Genomic DNA, 22,053 nt, shown 5'->3' on the forward strand with positions numbered 1-22,053 from the left:
GGCATTGGTCTTCCGTTCGGTTGTCGCGGTGCCCCGGATGATTGTCGATTCGGGCGAGATCATCGACGGTCCTGGCGAGGATCGCAACCATTGTGCGGCCTCGGCGTCTTCGTGGGGAAGGTTTTCGACTACCGCCGCATTCGGACTGCGCAGGCGCAGTAGGTTGGCTTGATGGTTGGTAGAAGAGAGTTGTCGGTGACTATCGTCGGCGCCGGGTTCGGCGGGATCGGCGCGGCGATCGAGCTGCGCAAGCACGGCATCACCGATGTCACGATTCTCGAGCGTGCGACCCACCTCGGTGGCACCTGGTGGCACAACACCTATCCCGGCTGCGCGTGCGACGTGCCGAGTCACCTGTACTCGTATTCGTTTGCCCAACGCAAACATTGGTCTCGCCTCTGCTCACCGCAGCAGGAAATTCTCGACTACCTACAAGGCGTCGCCGACGATTTCGACATCACAGGCGCGGTCCGGACCGGTACGGACGTTACGGCCTGTCGCTGGAACGACGCATCGCGGCGTTGGACCGTCGAAAGTCGCGATGGCCGTAGCTGGGAGTCCGATGCCCTGATCGTCGCGACAGGACAGCTGCACCAACCCGCCTACCCACGTATCGACGGCATCGACGACTTCGCAGGGCACAGCTTTCACTCGGCGCAGTGGGATCACGATCACAAGCTCGCGGGACGACGGGTCGCAGTCGTCGGAACCGGCGCGAGCGCTGTGCAGTTCGTTCCTGCCATCGCGCCGGAGGTGGGTCAGCTCACCGTGTTCCAGCGGACCGGCAACTGGTTCCTGCCACGCAAGAATCACGCGTATCCAGGGTGGCTCAAGACTCTGTTCCGAACTGTTCCCGGCGTCGAGACCTTCCGGCGTTCGTTCGTCTACTGGTACGCCGAATTTCTGACGCTGATGATTCGCCATCCCAAGACCTGGGGTCGGGTCGGCAAGGCAAAGTCGGCAATCTTCATGCAGTGGCAACTGCGGGACCCCGAGGTACGCCGAAAGGTCTGGCCGGACTACACCTTCGGCTGCAAACGAGTGCTGTTCAGTTCGTGGTTTCTGAAGGCGCTGCAACGAGACAACGTCACGCTCGTCGACGACGCGATCACCCGAATAACGCCGACAGGGCTGCTCACCGCGGACGGTGTCGAGCACGACGTCGACACCATCATCTGGGGTACGGGCTTCAAGACGACCGATTTTATGTTTCCGATGGAGATCACCGGCGTCGACGGTCGGTCGTTGCGCGATGCGTGGGCGGACGGTCCGCATGCCTATCTCGGCATGACCGTGCCCGATTTCCCTTCGTTGTTCGTCATGTACGGACCCAACACCAACACCTCCGGCGGTTCGATCATCTACTACCTCGAAGCTCAGGCCGCCTATATCAGGCAGGCGCTCGAACTCGTCAGAGATCGCAATGTTGCTGCGCTCGCGGTCCGCCCCGAGATCGAGGCCGACTTCGACGTCGCAACGCAAGCACGCTTCGGCGGTACGGCCTGGCTGCGGTGTGACTCCTGGTATCGCGACGATGCCACGGGACGCAACATCACCAACTGGCCGGGTTACATGCGCGAATACGCCGATGCCGTCCGCGTGCTGGATGTCGAGAAGTTCACGCTGATAACACTTCCCGAGCACGATGCCGCGACGTCAACGGACATATCTGCATAGACCGGGTACGGACCCTCGCTAGGTTGCACAGGTGGAAAGTATTCGCAATACTGTCAACTATGGAAAGTATCGATCCCGCGAACGAGCTCGAACTGATCGAACGAGCCGCGGCGGCTCCATACGTCGACTATCCACCGACGCCTGCCTGGTACCCCACCGCCGTCGGACTGTGGGTCACCGCCATGATCGGAACGTTCTGGTGGTGGCGCGAGAATGCGGTGCTGTTCGTCGGCGCACTTATGCTTCTGGTCGCCATCGAGGTGGTATTCGTGCGGTGGATCAGCAAACGGCACGGCGCACTCCCCCGGCTCGGTCACGGGACGCCGCCACCGGAGATCACCAGGGCGTACCAATCGTTCTTCGTCGGACTGATCGTCGTCGTTGCTGCGGTGGGCCTGAGCTGGTGGCTGGGTGGACTCGTCGCGGCGATGGTCGCGGCGTTCGTTCTCGTGACAGCGGGACTGACGCTCTACGAGCGCAACTACGCTCTCGCTGCACGGACGGTGCGCGCTCGATGGGCGTGATCGACGGGTTGGATCCGCTGATCCACGCACCGAAGCGGTTGGCCGCGATGGCAGTGCTCGCCAACGCTCCGACCGCGAGTTTTTCGTTTCTTCGCGAGCATCTCGCGCTGACCGACTCGGACCTCTCGAAGCAGATGTCTGCGCTGGAAACCGCGGGCTACGTCGTCGCTGCCAAATCCGGCCATGGCCGCGGCAGCACGACCACCTATCGCATGACCAAGACCGGCAAGGCTGCCTTCACCAGGCACCGGGAGGCGTTGCGAGCACTCCTCGATAGCTGACCCCCGATGCACCGCGACTTAGCGGAGCGGGACGAACCTGCGTAACTTGCCACTCCCGGACAACCGCTGCAGTCGGTCGACCACCTGGATTCGAATCGTCGCGTCCGCCAAGCCCTGAACGCGCAATGCCGCGACCACCGCGGCGGTCACTTGCCCGACATCGGGGTCGCCGACCGCGAGAATGTCTGCTCCGCCTGCGGTTTGGGTGACCTGATACTCCGAGATGCGTGGGTCTGTGCCGAGGACATAGCGAAAGGCGCTGGCGGGCACTGTAATCGACCCGTAGCGGAAGTCGTCGTCACGTCGGCCGCCGATGTCGGCGACTCGCGCGAACGCGCTGCCGCAGGGGCACGGGTCGAGCAGCAGTGTGACCTGGTCGCCGAGGTCGTAACGGATGAACGGAAAGGTCCGGTTCGCCAGACCAGTCGCAAGCGTGCGTACCGCAGGCTCGTCCGGTGCGACCGGCATGCCGTTCTCATCGACGCGTTCGAGCACAACCTCGTCCTCGGCGATATGCAGTCCCTCTCCGTGAGCGCAGCCGACAGCCTGCCAGCCGATCTCGGTCGAACCCCACAGGTTGTGCACGGGCGCAGCCCAGGCTTCACGAATGGCCTGCCGGTCTTCGTCGAGAAGTGGCTCCGAGTTGGTGCTCACCCGTACCGGCGAGATCGAAAGCTCGCCCCTCGATGCCGCACGCGCAAGCCTGCCGATCACCGATGCGTAGCCGACGAGATGTGTCGGCTTTGCCGCGGCAACAGCGGCAAGCACGTCGTCGAACGGCGCCCCGACCGGTATCACGACGGTCTCCATGCCCGGCGCGGTCGGTACGTCGAACAACGGCGTGCTCGCGTGGGGTGGTTCCCCGGCCGAAAGAACCGCCAGGCGAGATTCTCCCGTCGAGGGCTGACGCTGTTCTTCACGCGCTTGCGTTCGCCACGCGAGGCACGCGGCCGAGACGAAGAACTGCCAGTCCCAGACGTAGACACCTCGCACACCGCTCGACCCGCCGGAGCTGAAGATCTGCTCTCCGCCTGGGGTGTAGGAGAACCACGTCTGCTCGGCCAGAATCCGTTCTGCTCGAACACGATCGAGATCGCAAGTGGTGACGATGGCGTCCCAGTTCTCCTGCGCGTCCTGCTTCGTCATCACGGGGAGCGCTGCGAGGTCGGCGACTGTCGCCGTGGCTGGATCGAGGCCGCGCAGTCGATCGGCGTGGAACGGCGACCGCTCGCGCGCGTAACCGAGCAACGCTCGCAGTCGCGCGGTTCGGTGTCGGTCGATCTGCTCGCGCGACCAGTCCAGGCGCCCGACGTGATCGTCGAGCGCTGCCGTCACCTCGTTCAGATGGGCGGCGCGCAGACGTCGGTAGTCCGCCACGGACGTATCTTCGACAACAGTTTGCGACATCGATGCCCTCCAGGGGTGAGCATGAAACGAGGCGTGGTCGACGTCAAGTATCGGCGCAGCGACGCGACTTCGGAGGCGGTTCACGCTCGCCTCCTCCGATACCAGCCCGTGTCGTCGGAACCGACGAACCCCGCCAACTCCAGCAGCGGCAGCACACCTCGCACCCCATCGATCCCGACACCCGAAACCTCCGACAGTTCGCGAGGCTCGCGCGAACCGACCGCGGGCAACGCCTCGTAGACCAGCAACTGATCGCCGGCCAACCCGTCCGTGTCACGCGCGGCAGCGTCGTCACTCCCCCGCACCGGCAGCCGCAGCGGTCCGGCCTCGTCGATGATCTCCCGCGCCGAGGTGACCAGCGTTGCCTCACCGTCACGCACCATCTGATGACAGCCGGTCGAGGTCGCGGTCAGCACCGACCCTGGCACCGCCAACGCCGGACGACCAAGTCCCCGAGCCCATTTGGCGGTATTTCGGGCACCACTTCGCCAGCCGGCCTCGACGACCACGACGGCATCCGACAGTGCCGCGATCAACCGATTGCGCGCCAGAAACCGATGTTTCGCGGGCGTCGTCCCCGGCGGATACTCCGAAACCACCAGACCTCGTGCTGCGATCTCCTCGAGCAACCGCTCGTGTGCTTTCGGATAGTGCTGTTCGATCCCACATGCCAGCACCGCGATCGTCGAGCCCTCGACCGCCAACGCCGCGCGATGGGACGCGGCGTCGATGCCGAAGGCGGCGCCGGACACGATCGTCCACCCCTGTGCCGCAAGCTCGCTGACGAGTTCTGTTGCGACGTAGTTGCCGTAGTCACTCGGCGCCCTCGTCCCGACGACCGCAATCGCCCGTTCGGTCGCTTCGACGATCGACATCGATCCACGTACCCACAAGGCAAGCGGTGCAGCGCCTTCCGGCTGGCGGCGGGTGTCGATGCCGCCGAACCCGACCATTCGCCACGCCGGCCACTCGTCGTCGTCCGGCGTCACCAGTCGCCCACCGATCCGAGCGACCGCCTCGAGATCCCGCGCGGCGGTATCGATATGACGACGCGCCTCGGTTCGCCTCACCAGTGCAGGCGGCAGATCCCACTCCCGCACAGCCCGCGCTGCTTCCTCGACGCCGACCGACGCGATCAGATCGTTCAAGGGTGCACAGGCACCGCTCACCACGGACGACAGATATGCCCACGCCAATCGGCGAGAATCGTTGGCGCTCAACGCCGGATCTCGTCTCGGAAGCCGAGCGCACGACCGACATCACCGGCATCGGGTGCTTCCGCACCCCGCAGATCGGCCACGGTCCATGCAACACGCAGCGCCCTGTCCGCGCCACGAGCGGTGAGCTGCCCGCGCCGGATTGCGTCGTCGAGCGGCGCCACGGTCTTGTAGGGCAGGCGAAACTCCCTGCGCAACAACGGCCCTGTCACGTCACCGTTGGTACGAAACCCGAACTCGCGCCACCGCTGCGCAGCGGCCGACCGCGCCGCCGCGACCCGAGCCCGCACGTCGGCACTGCACTCCGGTTCCTCTGCGTGAAAGCCGCCACTTCCGATGGGCCGCATCTTGATTCGTACATCGACACGATCCACCAGCGGACCCGACAACTTGCCGAGGTACCGCCGCCGCACCGCAGGTGCGCACACACAGTCGGCCTCCCGTGGCGGGGCACACGGGCACGGATTCGCCGCGAGAATGAGTTGAAACCGTGCGGGATAGATCGCCACACCATCGCGCCGCGCGATGCGCACCTCCCCGTCCTCGAGCGGTGTGCGCAGCGATTCCAGCACCTTCGTACCGATCTCGGCATACTCGTCGAGAAACAGCACACCGCGGTGCGCACGACTGACCGACCCCGGTCGCGCCATCCCCGACCCACCACCGACCATCGCGCTGACCGTCGACGTGTGGTGCGGCGCAACAAACGGCGGCGTCATGATCAGCGGGTTGTCGTCGCTCAGCAGTCCGGCGAGGGAGTGGATCGCCGTCACTTCGATCGACTCCTGCTCGGTGAGAGGTGGCAACAGACCCGGAAGGCGCTGTGCAAGCATTGTTTTCCCGATGCCCGGCGGACCCGTGAGCATCAGGTGGTGGGCGCCGGCAGCAGCGACCTCCAGTCCCCAGCGCGCCTCGTCCTGACCGACCACGTCGCTCAGATCACCACCTGCTACCACGACGTTTCTGGCACGCCTGCCCGGTCCCAACAGCACGACCTCACCCCGCAACCACGCGAGCACGTCACGCAACGAACCCGCACCGAAGATGTCGATGCCGTCGACGAGACCCGCCTCCGCCAGCGTCGAATCCGGCACGACGACCCGCTGCCATCCCGCGTTCTTCGCGGCAAGCACGGCCGGCAGCACACCCCGCACCGACCGCAGCCGACCGTCCAACGCCAATTCACCGAGCAGCACGGTCTTTTCGAGCTTGGCCCGCGGCACATCTTCGGCTGCGTCGAGCACGCTCATCGCCAATGCCAGGTCGTACACACTCCCGACCTTCGGCAAAGTCGCGGGCGACAACGCGAGGATCACCTTCGAATCCGGCCAGTTCTCCCCGGAATTCGTGACCGCCGCTCGCACCCGGTCACGAGATTCCTGCAGCGCCGTGTCGGGCAGACCGACGATGTGCACTCCGGGCAAACCACGGCCGATGTCGGCCTCTATCTCCACAATCTGACCGTGAACGCCGGACACCGCGACCGAATGTGCACGTCCGAGCGCCATCAGAACACCGCTTCGAGATGCTCGATCACCGGCTCGGCGCCCGACTCGATCAGCACACTCACGACGTCGAAACGAACCGGCGTCCACGGCCCGGACTGTTCTGCCAGCCATACGGCGGCCAGTCGTCGGATGCGTCGCTGCTTGGTCAAGGTGACCGCTTCGGCAGGCACTCCCATTCGGCGGCCGGTGCGGGTTTTGACCTCGACGAAGACCAACACGTCGTCGCTTCGGACGATCAGGTCGATCTCGCCGTAGCGGGTCCGCCAGTTGCGATCGACGATCGTCATGCCCGCGGCGGTCAAGAACTCCGCTGCTAGATCCTCACCCTGTGCGCCGAGCGCGACATTGTTTCCCATACCGCAACGATGACCGAGTCTGCACCGCGCTCGATCCCGTGAACTGGGAAAACAAATTGCCCTGTGGATAGAGCGCGCGCTGTGGACAACACGCCGCGCTGCCGGCGTGTCTACTCGGGAAGGCGCAGGTCAGGCTTGTCAAGCTCTTCTATGTTCACGTCCTTGAACGTGATCACGCGGACGTGTTTGACGAAGCGAGCGGGTCGGTACATGTCCCATACCCAGGCATCGGACATCCGGACCTCGAAGTAGACCTCGCCATCGGCGTTCTGCGGCAGCAGTTCCACCGTATTGGCCAGGTAGAAGCGTCGCTCGGTCTCCACGACGTACGAGAACTGACCGACGATGTCCTTGTACTCGCGGTACAGGGAAAGTTCCATCTCGGTTTCGTACTTCTCGAGATCCTCGGCGCTCATCGGTGTGAAGATCCTCCTGGTCTGTCGTGAACAGTCATCATGTCGCACTCGTTGTCTCGACGCCTACGTGGCCCAGATCCATCGCGTCACCCTCGGTATCGACTTCTCGGCCGAGCGAGACGTTTCGCCACGAACGCCGATGTTCGTCGCTGGCACCGAGCCTGGACAGCGCAGCCATGTGCACAGGCGTGTTGTAGCCCTTGTGTGCCGCGAACTCGTAGCCGGGCAGCTTCGCATCCAGTTGCACCATAAAGCGGTCACGAGTGACCTTGGCAAGGATGCTTGCCGCCGCGATGCAGGCCGCGTTGGCGTCGCCGCCGATCACCGGCAGCGACGGAACAGGTATGCCCGGCACCTTGAAACCATCGGTGAGAACGTAACCCGGTTGCACACGCAGCCCCGCGACCGCGCGTCGCATGCCTTCGATGTTGGCCACGTGGATGCCGATGGCGTCGATCTCCCACGCCGGGATCGACACGACGTTCCACGCGAGCGCCAATCGCTTGATCACCGGAAAGAGTTGCTCGCGTGCCCGCTCGGTGAGCCTCTTGGAATCGTCCAACCCAGCGAGCGACGCCTGCGGTTTGGGAGCGAGAACGCACGCCGCAACGACGAGCGGACCCGCACAGCACCCCCGGCCGGCTTCGTCGACACCGGCAACGGGACCGAGGCCACTGCGGATCAGCGCAGACTCCAACGTCCGCAGACCCGAAGATTTGCGGATGACCGTGCGTGGTGGCCAGGAACCCATATGCAGGTGCGCTCAGTTGCTCTGAATGTCCGGTGAGCTGATCTTTCCCATCCGGCCCGGTGGCAGCACGATGAAGATCGCCTTGCCACGTACGTTCTCGACCGGCACAGTGCCCTGGTATTCGTCGCCCCTATGGAATCGCGAGTCCGCCGAGTTGTTTCGGTTGTCGCCCATCATCCACAGGTTGCCCTCCGGAACCTTCACGGCAGGGAAGCAACGGCCCGACTTGACGTCGGTCTGGCAGGTGAGCGAACCGGGAACGAACGGGAAGTCGTTGACTACGTAGGGCTCGTCCAGCGGCTTGCCGTCCACCAGGATTCTGCCCTGGTCGTCACAACATTCGACGGTCTGGCCGCCGGTGGCGATCACACGTTTGACGAGGTCGTTTTCATCGGGCGGGACGACTCCGAAGACGGACCCGATGTTCTGGAGTCCTCGTACGACGACGTTGTCGGACCTGATCGATTTGTAGTTCTCGCTCCACGAATCCGGGCCGAGGAACACGATCACGTCACCTGGGGTCGGATCGCCGAAGCGGTAGCCGATCTTCTCGACGACGATGCGGTCGTTGCTGCACCCCGCACAGCCGTGCAACGTCGGTTCCATCGATTCCGACGGAATCAGGTACACCCGCGCGATGAAAGTCTGCAGCAGGAAGCTCAGCAGCAGCGCAACCAGCAGCAGGACAGGTAGTTCACGCCAGAACGAGCGCGGCTTGCCGGCATTGTCGTTGCGTTCTCCCCGACCACGCCGTCCGAACTTCCGCTTGCCGGAATCGGACTCGTTCCCTCTGTTGTTGTCGGCCGCGTTCGGATCGTCCTCGCGTGCCTCGTCATCTGCCACGGAGACAGGTTAGCCCGGCTCTTGCGAGCCGGGCCGTCTGGGAGCAGCTACCGAAGTCCGCTGCGCCGAAGTGCAGGAGCTAGAGCGTCGTTGTCGCTCAGCGCTTTTCCTTGATCTTCGCGGCCTTGCCACGCAGATCGCGGAGGTAGTACAGCTTCGCGCGGCGAACGTCGCCACGGGTCACGACCTCGATGTGGTCGATGGTCGGGCTGTGCACGGGGAACGTGCGCTCGACACCGACACCGAAGGAGACCTTACGAACGGTGAAAGTCTCGCGGACGCCACCGCCCTGACGACGGATGACGACACCCTTGAAAATCTGGATGCGCTCCTTCGAGCCTTCGATAACCTTCACGTGGACATTGAGCGTGTCGCCGGGGCGGAACTCGGGAACGTCGTCACGGAGTGACTTCTTGTCCAGGAAATCCAGGGTATTCATGTTGTTTCATCCTTGCGGTTGCGAGAGCAGAGGAACCGAGCGGCATCGTGCTCGACTGGTTCGTACCCAGGTCAGGTCAGAGTTGTCCTGCGCTGTAAGTCGGTACACCATGGGTGCACTGGCACAGGCAACCGTTCGATTGTGCCAGATAGGCCCCCGACCAGTGAAATCGGCTGCTTCGCCCCGCTACGAGGCGACGGGTTGGCGAACCTTCCCGTCGGTCGCTGTGTGTGGTGGCGGTGGTGGCGCCGCATGCACCGTCCGGGCCAGCTCTTCCTCTGCACCGGACAGGGCGTGCTCGATGCTCGGTTTACCAGCGATCAAGTCCTGAATGTAGATCTTGGCCCTGATCACAGGGCGGCGTAACTTCCGCTCACGATTCACCGCACGTTCCATCCGCTTCGGCCGGGAGGTGTAGCGCCAGCGTGCCCACGGGGCTCCTGGCCTGCTCAATCGAATCGCACCGATCACCAGCAGCGGAACGACGAACAGTCCGACCAGCCCCGTCCAGATCTTGCCTTTGAGCAGCACGATCGCCGCTAGAGCCAGGTTCGCGACCGACGAAACCACGATTCCGATGCGCACCCACGTGTTCGGATCGTGGCGGAAGCTTGTGACGTTGATCAGTTCGAGCGGACGCAGACCCAGCAGGAGCAGCCCCGTCACCGCGATCGCGACGAAGACAGCATCGACCGAACTTCGCCCTTCTTCCTCCCAATACACATCTTTCAGATAGAAGATCAGGGCGAACTCGTCGAGCACCAAAGCGGCACCCGCACCGAACAGCGCGGCAAGCCAGGCGCCGCTGGTCTGGGTGCCGTCGTCGTAGATCGTGATGATCGCGATGCCCGACACGATCATGGTCACGACGCCGAACACGACGTGATGGACGTGGTGGCCGTTCGGCGTCACATTGCCCGGCCACCACTTCACGTTCGCCCTGATCATCCGCACGCTCAGTCGGATGAGCAGGAACCCGACGATGAATCCGATCAGGAACGCAAGCAGCGGCAGCCGACCGTGAGCGACGATCTCCTCGTCCAGCCATCTACTCATGTGCCCATTGTGTCCTGAATCGTCGCTCGACTACTGACCGAATCCAGCTTTTCGCAGCGCGTCCGCCATGGAACCGCTTGCAGGCGGCGACGACTTCGCGTTCCGGTCGCGATCACGCGGGGCACCGCCACCACGCTGGGGTTGCGACGGTCGCTTCTGCTGCGCGCCGGAGCGAGTGGGACGACCACGGTCCGGCGTGGCGGGCTGAGCACCTGCGGCACCGATCTCGTCGTCGAGGCGCAGGGTCAACGCGATGCGCTGCCGAGCGACGTCCACTTCGAGCACCTTCACCCGAACGACGTCTCCGGATTTCACGACGTCGTGCGGGTCTTTGACGAAGTTGTGCGACATGGCGGATACGTGGACGAGTCCGTCCTGGTGCACGCCGACGTCGACGAACGCCCCGAAGGCCGCAACATTGGTGACGACGCCTTCGAGCGTCATCCCAGGCTTCAAGTCACCGACCTTCTCGATGCCGGCGGCGAACGTCGCGGTCTTGAACTCAGGTCGCGGGTCGCGGCCCGGCTTCTCGAGTTCGCCGATGATGTCGGTGACCGTCGGCAGACCGAATCGGTCGTCGACGAATTCGGCCGGGCGCAACGAGCGCAACACCGTTGTATTGCCGATCAACTCGTGCACTCCCTGGCCGGTCCGGTCGATGATGCGCCGCACGATCGGATATGCCTCCGGGTGCACGGCCGACGAATCGAGCGGGTCGTCGCCACCACCGATGCGCAGGAACCCCGCGCACTGCTCGAATGCCTTCGGCCCGAGCCGTGGCACCTCCTTGAGACCGGCGCGGGTATTGAAGCGGCCGGTCTTGTCACGATGGGCGACAATGCTTTCCGCGAGAGTCCCGGTGATTCCCGATACCCGGGACAGCAACGGAACCGATGCGGTGTTGACGTCGACACCGACCGCGTTCACGGCGTCTTCGACGACTGCACCGAGGGAGCGGGCGAGAATCGCTTCCGAGATGTCATGTTGGTACTGCCCGACGCCGATCGACTTGGGGTCGATCTTCACAAGCTCGGCGAGTGGATCCTGCAGGCGGCGCGCGATGGACACCGCACCGCGAAGCGAGACGTCCATGTCGGGCAGTTCCGCGGATGCGTACGCCGATGCCGAGTACACCGAGGCGCCAGCTTCGGACACGACGACCTTGGTCGGCTTGCGGTCGGGAATTCGCGAGATGAGCTCGGCCGCCAGTGCGTCCGTCTCCCGCGACGCGGTTCCGTTGCCGATGGCGATGAGCTCGACGCCGAACCGAGCGACCAGTGCGCCGAGCACCGCGATCGCCGCTTCCGATTTGCCCTGCGGCTTATGCGGATAGATCACTTCGGTGGCAACGACCTTGCCCGTACCGTCGACGACCGCGACCTTGACGCCCGTGCGGAAACCGGGGTCGAGACCCATCGTCGCGCGGGTGCCTGCGGGTGCGGCGAGGAGCAGATCACGCAGGTTGGCGGCGAACACGTCAGCGGCATCACGCTCTGCGGACTGACGAAGCCGCATACGTGTGTCGATGCCGAGGGTGACGAGGAGCTTGGTGCGCCAGGCCCACCGAACCGTGTCGAGCAACCAGGGGTCGGCGGGACGACCTCGATCGGCGATTCCGAACTTGGTCGCGATGCGGCCTTCGTAGACCGTGCGCTCGCCCGGCGCGATCTCCTGGGTTTCGGGTTCGAGCCCGAGCGACAGAACGTCTTCCTTCTCACCCCGCAGCAACGCCAGGATGCGATGCGACGGCAGCTTCTCGAAAGGCTCGGAGAACTCGAAGTAGTCCTTGAACTTCGCGCCCTCTTCTTCTTTGCCTTTTCGTACGGACGACTTCACCTGACCGCGCTTCCACATCAGCTCACGCAGGTCGCCGACCAGATCTGCGTCCTCGCCGAAGCGCTCGACCAAGATGGACCGTGCGCCGTCGAGTTGCTCCGCGGTGTAGTCGGCGGGATCGTTGGTCGGGTCGTTGATCAACGCGTCGGCGACAGGTTCGTGGCCGGCCTCGCGAGCGATCTGCGCCTTCGTGCGGCGCTTCGGCTTGAAAGGCAGGTAGATGTCCTCGAGGCGCGCCTTGGTTTCGGCAGCCATGATCCGTTGTTCGAGCGCCGCATCGAGCTTGTCCTGAGAACGGATCGATTCGAGAATCACGGTCCTGCGTTCGTCCAGTTCGCGCAGGTAGTTGAGCCGCTCCTCCAGCAACCGCAACTGCGCGTCGTCCAGGCCGCCGGTGACCTCTTTGCGGTAGCGAGCGATGAAGGGCACCGTCGATCCGGCGTCCAACAGGTCGACCGCCGCCTGCACTTGCTCTACTCGCACACCCAGTTCGTCGGCGATGCGTTGGTTCACAGTCAGCAATATCGTCACGGCGCCCGACACTACCGGCGCGATCCGACACCGACCGCAACCCTTCCGCCTCGACACCCCGTCCGCGAGATCACGCCCACATTTCCAGTGACCGGGGGCGCGAAGTGGTACCGCGATGCGCCACACTGGTCGCGATGAGCACAGGTCCGCAATCGTCGACGGCAGCGACGCGGCGCACACGCCCGCGAGATCGCAAGCTGTCGATTCTGCGTGCCGCCGAAACCGCGTTCGCGAAGAACGGCTACCACCGCACGTCGATGGCCGATATCGCTCGCTCGCTCGACATCACCTCGACAGCGCTGTACCGGCATTTCAAGAACAAGGAAGACCTCCTGGCGCAGACGTTGGTCGGCGGTCTCGACGCAACTCTCGCGCGACTGCAGGAGGCCCGCCGGACCGACGAGAGCGGCGTCGCGATCCTGGACGAACTTGTCACCATGTCGCTCGAGTTTCGTGGCCTTCCGCGGCTGTGGCAGCGGGAGGTTCGGAATCTGTCGCCGGATGTCCGACGCGGGGTCCTGATGCGGGTGCTGCGGCTCAATGTGCAACTGCGCCATGCGGTTGCGATGCGCCGACCCGACCTGGTCGCAGAAGATATCGAGCTGCTCGCGTGGTGTGTGCTGTCGATCGCGGTGAGCCCGTCGCACCACAACGTCCAGTTGCCGACCGACCAGTTCGCCACCCAACTCGGTGCCATGATCGATGCGGTGGTCGAGTCCGACACCGTGTTCGGCGGCGACACCCGTCGACCGTATCCACGGACGTCGTCGAACACCGACGACACCGACACCACCGACGACGCGCTGGAACGTGCGATCAGGCCGGAGCGTCTCCTCGTCGCCGCGGCGCGGCTTTTCAACACGAGGGGCTACGCAGCGGTCGGCATCGAGGACATCGGCGCGGCGGCAGGAATCGCGGGTCCGAGCATCTACCACCACTTCGAAAGCAAGGCCGATCTGCTCACCGAGATCGTCGAACGCAGCGAGCAGTGGATCGTGCTCTACACCTCGCGCGCGCTGATGGTCGGCACGACGACGGAGCAGTCACTGAGCCTGATTCTGAAGTCCTACACGCAGTTTGCTCTCGAGCAGCCCGACATGATCGGCACCGCGGTCACCGAGGTGATTCACCTTCCCGACACCCACGGCGCCCGCTTCCGCAAGGCCCACCGCGACGGCGTCGTCCGCTGGGCGCGCCTACTTCAGGTTGCCCGGCCCGAGCTCGAACTCGACGCTGCCCGCGTGCAGATCCAAGCGATGACGACGATCGTCAACGACGCTGTCCGCAACGATCGGATCCGTACCAGGCCCGATCTCGTCGACGCGATCTGTGCGATCGGCGAACGCGTCATGTTTGCTACCGCTGCCCCCGAGCACCTAACCGGGCCTAACATCGCAGGCCAATCGGCTCTCAGTCCGTAGTTGCCGGGGGTTGCGACACACGCCCAACCTAGTCATCGTTAACTTACGGTTGCGTAGCGAGGCCGCGATAGGCAATTCTGATCCGCGGGTTCGAGCAGACATGCCTCGCGCCGAAGGTGGAAGAACGACGTGGAGGGTTGCACATAGTGGGTCATTACAAGAGCAACGTTCGTGATCTCGAGTTCAACCTGTTCGAGGTGCTCGGTCTCGACGCGATTCTCGAGTCCGGCGCATTCGGAGATCTGGACGGCGACACCGTTCGCTCGATGCTCAGCGAGGCCGCCCGCCTTGCAGAAGGTCCCGTCGCGGCGTCGTTCGCCGAGACCGACCGCACCCCACCGACGTTCGACCCCGAGACGCACAGCGTCGCCATCCCGAAGCCGTTCAAGGATTCGTTCCGCGCGTGGCAGAACGCCGAGTGGTTCCGCGTCGGACTCGACGAGAACGTCGGCGGCGTCCCGGCCCCCGCCGTAGTTACCTGGGCTATCAACGAATTCGTGCTCGGCGCACAGCCGGCCGCGTACATGTACCTGACCGGTCCTGGCTTCGCCAACATCCTCTGGGGCATCGGCAACGACTTGCAGAAGCACTGGGCTTCGATTGCGATCGAACGCAATTGGGGCGCGACGATGGTGCTCACCGAACCCGACGCTGGTTCCGACGTCGGCGCCGGCCGCACCAAGGCGATCAAGCAGGACGACGGCTCGTGGCACATCGAAGGCGTCAAGCGGTTCATCACCTCGGCCGACTCCGACGACCTCTTCTCCAACATTTTCCACCAGGTGCTCGCACGGCCCGAAGGTGCCGGCCCCGGCACGAAAGGCTTGAGCCTCTTCCTCGTTCCCAAGTTCCTGTTCGACCACCAGACCGGTGAAACCGGCGAGCGCAACGGCGCTTTCGTCACCAACGTCGAACACAAGATGGGCCTGAAGGCCTCCGCCACGTGCGAGCTCACCTTCGGCGGTCACGGCATTCCGGCCAAGGGCTGGTTGGTCGGCGACGTCCACAACGGCATCGCGCAGATGTTCAAGGTGATCGAACTCGCCCGAATGATGGTCGGCACCAAGGCGATCGCAACACTGTCGACCGGGTATCTCAACGCGCTCGAGTATGCGAAAACCCGAGTCCAGGGCGCCGACCTGACGCAGATGACGGACAAGAACGCGCCACGCGTGACGATCCTGCATCACCCGGATGTGCGGCGCGCGTTGATGACTCAGAAGACCTACGCCGAAGGCCTACGCGCGCTGTACCTCTACACGGCTGCGCATCAGAACGAGGTTGTCGCGAAGGCGGTTTCGGGTGCCGACGCCGACGTCGCGTTCCGCGTCAACGATCTGCTACTCCCGATCGTCAAGGGTGTCGGCTCCGAGCGCGCCTACGAGAAGCTGACCGAGTCGCTGCAGACCTTCGGCGGATCGGGCTTCCTGCAGGACTACCCGATCGAGCAGTACATCCGCGACGCAAAGATCGACAGCCTCTACGAAGGCACCACCGCAATTCAGGCGCAGGACTTCTTCTTCCGCAAGATCGCACGCGATCGTGGCGTCGCTCTCGCGCATGTCGCCGGACAGATCGCCGCGTTCATCGAGAGCGATGCGGGCAACGGACGCCTCAAAACCGAACGCGCACTGCTGAAGACGGCGCTCGAAGACGTGCAGGCAATGGCAGCGTCGTTGACCGGGTACCTCATGGCCGCCCAGCAGCGACCGACGGAGCTGTACAACGTCGGCCTCGGTTCCGTCCGGTTCCTGATGGCAACCGGTGACCTGATCATCGGCTGGCTGCTACTGCGCCAAGCCGAAGTTGCTCTGCATGCGCTCGACGGCGAGACATCGGCTGCGGACACGGCGTTCTACGAGGGCAAACTTGCGGCGGCGGCCTTCTTCGCACGCAACATGTTGCCCGAGCTGACGGCGACACGGGGAATCATCGCCAACATCGACAACGAGATCATGGATCTTGCGGAAGAAGCGTTCTGACTCGAACTTTCCGGCCCTACCGGGCGGCGCGACGTTGTCGCGTCGCCCGTGTTCACTCCTGCCGCGGGAGTAGGTCGGGCCGACGTTCGGCGGTGCGACGTAGCGATTCCTCGCGCCGCCACTGCGCGACCTTTGCATGGTCGCCCGACAGCAGTACCTGCGGCACATCGAGCCCACGCCAGCTGACAGGTCGTGTGTAGCTCGGTCCCTCGAGTAGGCCGTCGGAGAACGAATCCTCTTGATGCGACTGCTGATTGCCGAGCACTCCGGGCAGGAGCCGGACGACGGCTTCTGCCATGACGAGAACCGCGGCCTCTCCCCCGATCAGCACGTAGTCGCCGATGCTGACCTCCTCGACCCGTACGCGTTTCGCTGCGTCGTCGAACACCCGCTGATCGATACCTTCGTAACGGCCGCAAGCGAATACGAGGTGCGCCTCACGAGCCCAGCGCTGCGCTGTCGCCTGGGTGAACGGAACGCCCGCGGGTGTCGGCACAACCAGCACAGCATCGTCGGGACAGACGTCGTCGAGCGCGGCGCCCCACACGCTCGGCTTCATCACCATCCCGGGGCCACCGCCGTACGGCGAATCGTCGACCGATTTGTGGACGTCGCTCGTCCAGGCACGCAGATCGTGCACGCCGAGCTCGACCAAACCCTTGTCGATTGCCTTGCCGAGCAACGCAGTTCGCAGCGGTTCCAGATACTCGGGAAAAATGGTGACGACGTCGAGTTTCATCGGCTGCGCAGCTGCTCCGCGGCGACCGTCACAACGATTCCAAGTCGAGCAGTCCGTCGGGAGGATCGATCTCGACAACGCCGTCGGCGATCGACACCGACGTCACAATGGCCGCGACGAACGGCACGAGTATCTCGCGATCGTCGGCCGCACGAACCGAAAGCAGCTCGCCGCCAACGGAATGCAACACCTCGCGGACCGTACCGACCGCGGTTCCGTCGACGGTCCGCACAGCGAGGCCTTCGAGTTCGTGATCGTAGAACTCGTCGGGGTCCTCGGACGGCTCGATATCGGCGGAGTCGATGAGGAACAAAGTGCCACGCAAAGCGTCGGCACCTTCGCGGTCGGAGACGCCGACCAGACGCAGCAGAAGCCGCCCGGAATGATCCCGGGCGGCTTCCACCGTGTAGTCCGTGACGTCCTTGTCGCGCGGTTTGCGGCCGTGCAGCACGGCACCTACGGCAAAGCGGAGGTCGGGGTCGTCGGTGCGGACGTCGACGACGACCTCACCTTTGACACCGTGCGATTTCGCCACTCGACCGACGACAAGCTCCATAGCTTGTGCCGCGTCTACTGATCGGTGTCGACGACGTCGACGCGGATTCCGCGTCCGCCGATACCCGACACCAGCGTGCGAAGCGCGGTCGCGGTACGACCGCCACGACCGATCACCTTGCCGAGATCGTCAGGATGTACGTGTACCTCGACGGTGCGACCGCGTCGACCCGTGATCAGTTCGACGCGCACATCGTCGGGATTGGAGACGATGCCGCGAACGAGGTGTTCGACGGCATCGGCAACAACGGCACTCACTTGTCAGCAGCCTCGGCGGCGTCAGCGGCGGGGGCCTCGTCGACGGCTGCGTCCTTCTTGGCAGCCTTCTTCTTCGGCGTTGTCGCAGCGGCGGACGGCTCACCGTCGGCAGCGGCGAGCGCGGCGTTGAACAGGTCCAGCTTGCTCGTCTTCGGCTCCTTGACCCTCAGGGTGCCTTCGGTGCCCGGGAGGCCCTTGAACTTCTGCCAGTCACCGGTGATCTTGAGCAGGGCCGCGACGGGCTCGGTCGGCTGTGCGCCGACACCGAGCCAGTACTGCGCGCGCTCGGAATCGATCTCGATGAGCGACGGCTCTTCCTTCGGGTGGTACTTGCCGATGGTCTCGATCGAACGCCCGTCACGACGGGTGCGAGAGTCCGCGACAACGATGCGGTACTGGGGATTGCGGATCTTGCCGAGCCGCGTGAGCTTGATTTTGACAGCCATAGGTAAAGCCTTTCGATGTGGTCACGGCGCAATTCAGCGGCCCGCACGGCTTGCGAGCCCGGTCTTGCGTTGGGGATTTGTTGTGACCGCCGCGCGGTACGTGACCGGAGACGGGCGAACAGCTGTCCATTGTGCCAGACGGCCTCGCACGAACCAAAGGCAGCAGGCTGCTCGTGAGTCTTTTCGGAGGGCGGGACCACCGAAAAGACTCACGAGCGGCGTAGCCGCCTCTACGGTTTGACAGCCAACACCGGCTTCGGGCACCGCAGAATCAACTGCTGCGAATGGCTTCCCAGCAGCAGTTTCCCGACCGGAGTGCGATGCCGGATCCCTATCACCAGCAACTCTGCCTCCGGTTTTTCCATCGCGTCCAACAGAGAGTCGACGACGTCAACGCCGACGAGCTGCGTCAGCTCGTAGGGCACGCCGCTCGACGCGAGCAATTCCTCGAGGTCTCGCACCTGACCGCTCGGCGCGAACGCCGGGTCGGCGAGTGCGTCACCTTTCGTCGAGTTGACGACGAGAACGTTCGCGCCGCGCACCTTTGCCTCTGCTATTCCGTGCTCCAGGGCTGCGTCGCCGAATTCGTCGGCCGAGTATCCGATGACGATCATGCGTTTTCCTTCTTTCGGGTGTCGGTGTCGGGAACATGGACGAGCTCGGGTTCGGTTTTGTGCAGTGCACGCATGATCAGCGGTGCAAGCAACATGATCGCGATCAGGACGTAGACGCCGATGGCGACCGGCTCGTTGAACAAGCCACTCCACTCGCCGCCGCCCAACTGCAGACTCTGGCGTAGCTGACGTTCGATGCGCGGTCCGAGAATGACTCCGATGATCAGCGGCAGGACGGGCAGTCCGAAGCGTCGCATCATCAGACCCATCAGTCCGAAGAGCAGCAGCAACGCCAGGTCGAGCCACTGCAGGTTCACAGCGAAGGCACCGAGCGTGGCGAAGAACAGGATGCCCGCGTAGAGGTACGGCCGCGGCGTGCGCAGCAACTTCGCCCACAGCGGCGCCAACGGGAGGTTGAGGACGAGCAGCAGGAAGTTACCGATGAACAGGCTCGCGATCAACGTCCAGATCAGCAGCGGCTCCTTTTCGAACAGCGTCGGTCCGGGCTGGATGCCGTAGGAGACGAACGCCGTGAGCATGACCGCCGCCGTTGCGTTGGTCGGCAGACCGAGCGAGAGCATCGGCACCAGAGTGCCTGCGGCCGAAGCGTTGTTCGCGGCTTCGGGACCGGCAACACCTTCGATGGCGCCCTTTCCGAATTCGTCCTTGTGCTTGGACAACCTCTTCTCGGTTATGTAGGACAGGAAGGTCGGCAGTTCGGCACCACCGGCAGGCAGTGCGCCGAACGGGAATCCGTACGCTGTCCCCCGCAGCCACGGCTTCCACGAACGCTTCCAGTCCGCTTTGCCCATCCACGGCCGACCGACCGGAATCACGTCCGCGGGACGACGACGCAAATGCGCTGCGACCCACAGTGCTTCACCGAGCGCGAAGACGGCGACAGCGACGACGACGATGTCGATGCCGTCGGAGAGCTGCGGTATGCCGAACGTCGCGCGAGGCTGGCCGGTGAGGAAATCGATGCCGACCAAGCCGATCGCGAGACCGAGGAACAGCGAGATCGCACCGCGCAGCTTCGACGAACCGAGAACGGCGGTGACGGCTACCAGTGCGAGCAGCATGATCGCGAGATAGGAAGGCGCGCCAAGGGTTACGGCGAACTTGGAAACGACCGGAGCGAAGAGAACCAGCAGCACAGTACCGATCGTTCCCGCCACGAACGACCCGATCGCCGCCGTCGCAAGGGCTTGGGCGGCCCTACCTGCTTTCGCCATCTTGTTGCCCTCGATCGCCGTGATCACCGAGGACGATTCGCCTGGTGTGTTCAGCAATATCGAGGTCGTGGAGCCGCCGTACATGCCGCCGTAGTAGATGCCGGCGAACATGATGAAAGCTGCACTCGGACTTACGTTGTAGGTGATCGGTAACAGGAGTGCCACCGTCATTGCCGGACCGATGCCCGGCAGCACGCCGACCGCCGTGCCGAGCAGCACGCCGATCACCGCATAGAGCAGGTTCATCGGCGTTGCCGCCTGTTCGAAGCCCTGCAGGAGCCAGTCGAAGTTGTTCATGTCAGAGGATCCCGTCCAAAATGCCTGCGGGCAGCGGGATTCCGAGCCCAGAGTAGAACGCGTAGAAGCTGACGACCGATAGCACGCCACCGATCACGATGTTGCGGACGTAGTGCCGGCTTCCCAAAACAGTTGCTGCACCGGCGAACAGCATTCCTCCGGTGATTGCCCAGCCGAGAAAGTCGACGAGTGCGATGGTGGCGACGAAGAGTCCGACCAGCATTCCGACGGTCTTCCAGTCCCCCGGCGAGTCCGGATCGATGTCCTCACCTTCGTCGGCTTCGCCTTTCGATCCACGCGTGATGGCGATCGCGAGAATCACCGCGCAGAGCAGCAATCCGCTACCGACGACGAGCGGAAAGAGCTTGGGACCGACTGGGTCCACTTTCGCGAAACCACCTGCGAGGGTGAGTGCGTCGAAGATGAGGAACGCTCCGACCACCACGAGGACTGCGCACACGATGAACTGCGCCCAGTCGTTCTTCTGCGGCTGCGGTGACTGTTTCGACGTTGCGTCTTCCGGGCCGAGGTCACCGCCGTCGGGTCGATCTGTCGTGGCGGTCATACCAGCCCCAATTCGGTCAGTGTCGACGACACACGTTCGTCCTGGTCTTTCAGGAACTGCTCGAAGTCGGCTCCTGTCATAAATGCGTCCGTCCACCCGTTCTTGACGAGCGCGTCCCGCCATTCCTGGGTGTCGTGCAGTTGCTGCAGCGCCTCGACCATGGCGTCACGCGCCTCGTCCGAGATTCCGGGCGGTGCGAGCACTCCACGCCAGTTGGTGAAGACGAGGTCGATACCGGACTCGGTGAGCGTCGGCGCGTCGATCCCTTCGACACGCTTGTCACCGGACACCGCGAGCACCCGAACGGTTCCCGCCTCGATCTGGTCTACGTATTCACCGAGACCCGATGTGCCCGCGGCGATCTTCTTGCCGAGCAATGCGGTCAGCAGGTCGCCGCCGCCGTCGTAGGAGACGAAGTTGACCGACTTCGGATCGACTCCGACAGCGCGTGCGGTCTCCATCGGGAAGAGATGATCGGGACCGCCTGGAGACGATCCGCCGCCGATCGTGATGTCAGCTGGGTTCGCACGCCACGCAGCGATGAAATCGTCGATCGTCTCGAACGGTGAATCTGCCGGTACGAGAATTCCTTCCTGCTCCTCGACGACCTTGGCGAGCGCGGTCGCATCGGAGACCCGCGCGGACGAACCGTTCGTGTAGACCGCGCCGACGACGCCGAGCCCCATCATCATCATGAGGTCGTCGTTGCCTTCTTCGTTCATCAACCTGGCCATCGCGACGGTGCCACCGGCGCCGAGCACGTTGAATACCTCGACGCGGCCGGTGATGTCCTGGTCTTCCATGATCTTGACGCCCGTACGGGCGGTGAGGTCGTAACCACCGCCAGGACTGTTCGGCACCATCATTCGGAGCCGATGCAAACCTTGGTCGTCATCGCCGCGGGTCACCCCGCAACCAACTACGAGTAGCGCCACCAGCGCCGCTATCAGCCCGGAGAGGGCTTTACGTTTCGACATCGTCGTCTCTCATTTCGGAGGTTCCATTTCGCTGATCCGATTTCGCTCGGGTGGAGATCCTCAGCAATACTGGGCCGATACGTGACCTACGTCACGCTTACGAACGCAACGGAAGTATTGGA

At 64.0% G+C, this 22,053-nt stretch carries 23 protein-coding genes; 5 read left to right on the forward strand and 18 right to left on the reverse strand.

All coding sequences use genetic code 11. The features are described 5' to 3' along the window. Positions 1-195: 195 nt before the first annotated feature. The 3 genes from ACHIRB_RS13950 to ACHIRB_RS13960 are packed head-to-tail and all read left to right on the forward strand — an operon-like array spanning position 196 to position 2,482. Positions 196-1,677 carry a flavin-containing monooxygenase gene (locus tag ACHIRB_RS13950; RefSeq protein WP_395125049.1) on the forward strand — a complete coding sequence of 494 codons (1,482 nt, stop codon included), beginning with the start codon at positions 196-198 and terminating at the stop codon, positions 1,675-1,677. Positions 1,678-1,736: 59 nt separating this feature from the next. After that, positions 1,737-2,201, forward strand: coding sequence for a hypothetical protein (locus ACHIRB_RS13955; protein ID WP_395125048.1), 465 nt, complete (start codon positions 1,737-1,739; stop codon positions 2,199-2,201). Beyond that, a complete protein-coding gene (locus tag ACHIRB_RS13960; RefSeq protein ID WP_395125047.1) occupies positions 2,192-2,482 on the forward strand; it encodes a transcriptional regulator in 291 nt (96 codons plus the stop codon). Before ACHIRB_RS13955 ends, ACHIRB_RS13960 begins: the two co-directional genes overlap by 10 nt. 18 nt (positions 2,483-2,500) lie before the next feature. Here the strand turns inward: ACHIRB_RS13960 and ACHIRB_RS13965 are convergent, their stop codons facing one another. From ACHIRB_RS13965 to ACHIRB_RS14010, 10 genes are all read right to left on the reverse strand, one after another. Continuing rightward, a complete protein-coding gene (locus ACHIRB_RS13965; protein ID WP_395125046.1) occupies positions 2,501-3,889 on the reverse strand; it encodes a phenylacetate--CoA ligase family protein in 1,389 nt (462 codons plus the stop codon). A gap of 80 nt (positions 3,890-3,969) precedes the next feature. Beyond that, positions 3,970-5,109 carry a DNA-processing protein DprA gene (dprA, locus tag ACHIRB_RS13970; protein ID WP_395125045.1) on the reverse strand — a complete coding sequence of 380 codons (1,140 nt, stop codon included), beginning with the start codon at positions 5,107-5,109 and terminating at the stop codon, positions 3,970-3,972. Further along, positions 5,106-6,614: a YifB family Mg chelatase-like AAA ATPase gene (locus tag ACHIRB_RS13975; RefSeq protein ID WP_395125044.1), complete on the reverse strand. Its 1,509-nt coding sequence runs from the start codon at positions 6,612-6,614 to the stop codon at positions 5,106-5,108. The genes dprA and ACHIRB_RS13975 overlap by 4 nt, the downstream gene beginning before the upstream one ends. Then, complete coding sequence (locus ACHIRB_RS13980) at positions 6,614-6,970, reverse strand: YraN family protein (protein WP_395125043.1); 357 nt, start codon at positions 6,968-6,970, stop codon at positions 6,614-6,616. Before ACHIRB_RS13980 ends, ACHIRB_RS13975 begins: the two co-directional genes overlap by 1 nt. 110 nt (positions 6,971-7,080) lie before the next feature. Further along, complete coding sequence (locus ACHIRB_RS13985) at positions 7,081-7,386, reverse strand: DUF2469 domain-containing protein (protein ID WP_199707532.1); 306 nt, start codon at positions 7,384-7,386, stop codon at positions 7,081-7,083. Between the two features lie 37 nt (positions 7,387-7,423). Next, the gene (locus tag ACHIRB_RS13990) at positions 7,424-8,137 is read right to left on the reverse strand and encodes a ribonuclease HII (RefSeq protein ID WP_395125042.1); all 714 of its coding nucleotides are present in this window, start codon (positions 8,135-8,137) and stop codon (positions 7,424-7,426) included. Between the two features lie 12 nt (positions 8,138-8,149). Further along, complete coding sequence (gene lepB, locus ACHIRB_RS13995) at positions 8,150-8,980, reverse strand: signal peptidase I (protein WP_395125041.1); 831 nt, start codon at positions 8,978-8,980, stop codon at positions 8,150-8,152. A gap of 97 nt (positions 8,981-9,077) precedes the next feature. Beyond that, positions 9,078-9,419 (reverse strand): 50S ribosomal protein L19, encoded by a 342-nt coding sequence (gene rplS, locus ACHIRB_RS14000; RefSeq protein WP_199707534.1) that lies wholly within the window; start codon positions 9,417-9,419, stop codon positions 9,078-9,080. A 186-nt stretch (positions 9,420-9,605) separates the two neighbouring features. Then, entirely contained in the window at positions 9,606-10,475 is an 870-nt protein-coding gene (locus ACHIRB_RS14005) for a hypothetical protein (RefSeq protein ID WP_395125040.1), read from the reverse strand. 30 nt (positions 10,476-10,505) lie between these two features. Next, positions 10,506-12,842, reverse strand: a complete 2,337-nt coding sequence (locus ACHIRB_RS14010; RefSeq protein ID WP_395125039.1) for a Tex family protein — start codon at positions 12,840-12,842, stop codon at positions 10,506-10,508. 134 nt (positions 12,843-12,976) lie between these two features. On the opposite strand from ACHIRB_RS14010, the gene ACHIRB_RS14015 reads away from it, so the two are divergent. Both ACHIRB_RS14015 and ACHIRB_RS14020 read left to right on the forward strand, forming a co-directional pair. After that, positions 12,977-14,263, forward strand: a complete 1,287-nt coding sequence (locus tag ACHIRB_RS14015; protein ID WP_395125038.1) for a TetR/AcrR family transcriptional regulator — start codon at positions 12,977-12,979, stop codon at positions 14,261-14,263. 146 nt (positions 14,264-14,409) lie between these two features. Beyond that, positions 14,410-16,245 carry an acyl-CoA dehydrogenase gene (locus ACHIRB_RS14020; RefSeq protein WP_395125037.1) on the forward strand — a complete coding sequence of 612 codons (1,836 nt, stop codon included), beginning with the start codon at positions 14,410-14,412 and terminating at the stop codon, positions 16,243-16,245. Between the two features lie 52 nt (positions 16,246-16,297). Here the strand turns inward: ACHIRB_RS14020 and trmD are convergent, their stop codons facing one another. From trmD to ACHIRB_RS14060, 8 genes are all read right to left on the reverse strand, one after another. After that, entirely contained in the window at positions 16,298-16,984 is a 687-nt protein-coding gene (trmD, locus tag ACHIRB_RS14025) for a tRNA (guanosine(37)-N1)-methyltransferase TrmD (protein WP_395125036.1), read from the reverse strand. A 28-nt stretch (positions 16,985-17,012) separates the two neighbouring features. Beyond that, entirely contained in the window at positions 17,013-17,540 is a 528-nt protein-coding gene (gene rimM, locus ACHIRB_RS14030) for a ribosome maturation factor RimM (protein ID WP_395125035.1), read from the reverse strand. Positions 17,541-17,554: 14 nt separating this feature from the next. Further along, entirely contained in the window at positions 17,555-17,797 is a 243-nt protein-coding gene (locus tag ACHIRB_RS14035) for an RNA-binding protein (protein WP_199707540.1), read from the reverse strand. Next, positions 17,794-18,243, reverse strand: a complete 450-nt coding sequence (gene rpsP, locus ACHIRB_RS14040; RefSeq protein WP_395125034.1) for a 30S ribosomal protein S16 — start codon at positions 18,241-18,243, stop codon at positions 17,794-17,796. Before rpsP ends, ACHIRB_RS14035 begins: the two co-directional genes overlap by 4 nt. A gap of 230 nt (positions 18,244-18,473) precedes the next feature. Further along, on the reverse strand, positions 18,474-18,857 hold the full coding sequence (locus ACHIRB_RS14045; protein WP_395118996.1) for a universal stress protein: 384 nt from the start codon (positions 18,855-18,857) through the stop codon (positions 18,474-18,476). Next, entirely contained in the window at positions 18,854-20,389 is a 1,536-nt protein-coding gene (locus ACHIRB_RS14050) for a tripartite tricarboxylate transporter permease (RefSeq protein ID WP_395118998.1), read from the reverse strand. The genes ACHIRB_RS14045 and ACHIRB_RS14050 overlap by 4 nt, the downstream gene beginning before the upstream one ends. Position 20,390: 1 nt before the next feature. Beyond that, the gene (locus tag ACHIRB_RS14055; protein ID WP_395125033.1) at positions 20,391-20,954 is read right to left on the reverse strand and encodes a tripartite tricarboxylate transporter TctB family protein; all 564 of its coding nucleotides are present in this window, start codon (positions 20,952-20,954) and stop codon (positions 20,391-20,393) included. After that, positions 20,951-21,931, reverse strand: coding sequence for a Bug family tripartite tricarboxylate transporter substrate binding protein (locus tag ACHIRB_RS14060; protein WP_395119002.1), 981 nt, complete (start codon positions 21,929-21,931; stop codon positions 20,951-20,953). Before ACHIRB_RS14060 ends, ACHIRB_RS14055 begins: the two co-directional genes overlap by 4 nt. Positions 21,932-22,053 lie beyond the last annotated feature (122 nt).

This window comes from Antrihabitans spumae (assembly GCF_043944905.1).
Taxonomy (GTDB): domain Bacteria; phylum Actinomycetota; class Actinomycetes; order Mycobacteriales; family Mycobacteriaceae; genus Antrihabitans; species Antrihabitans spumae.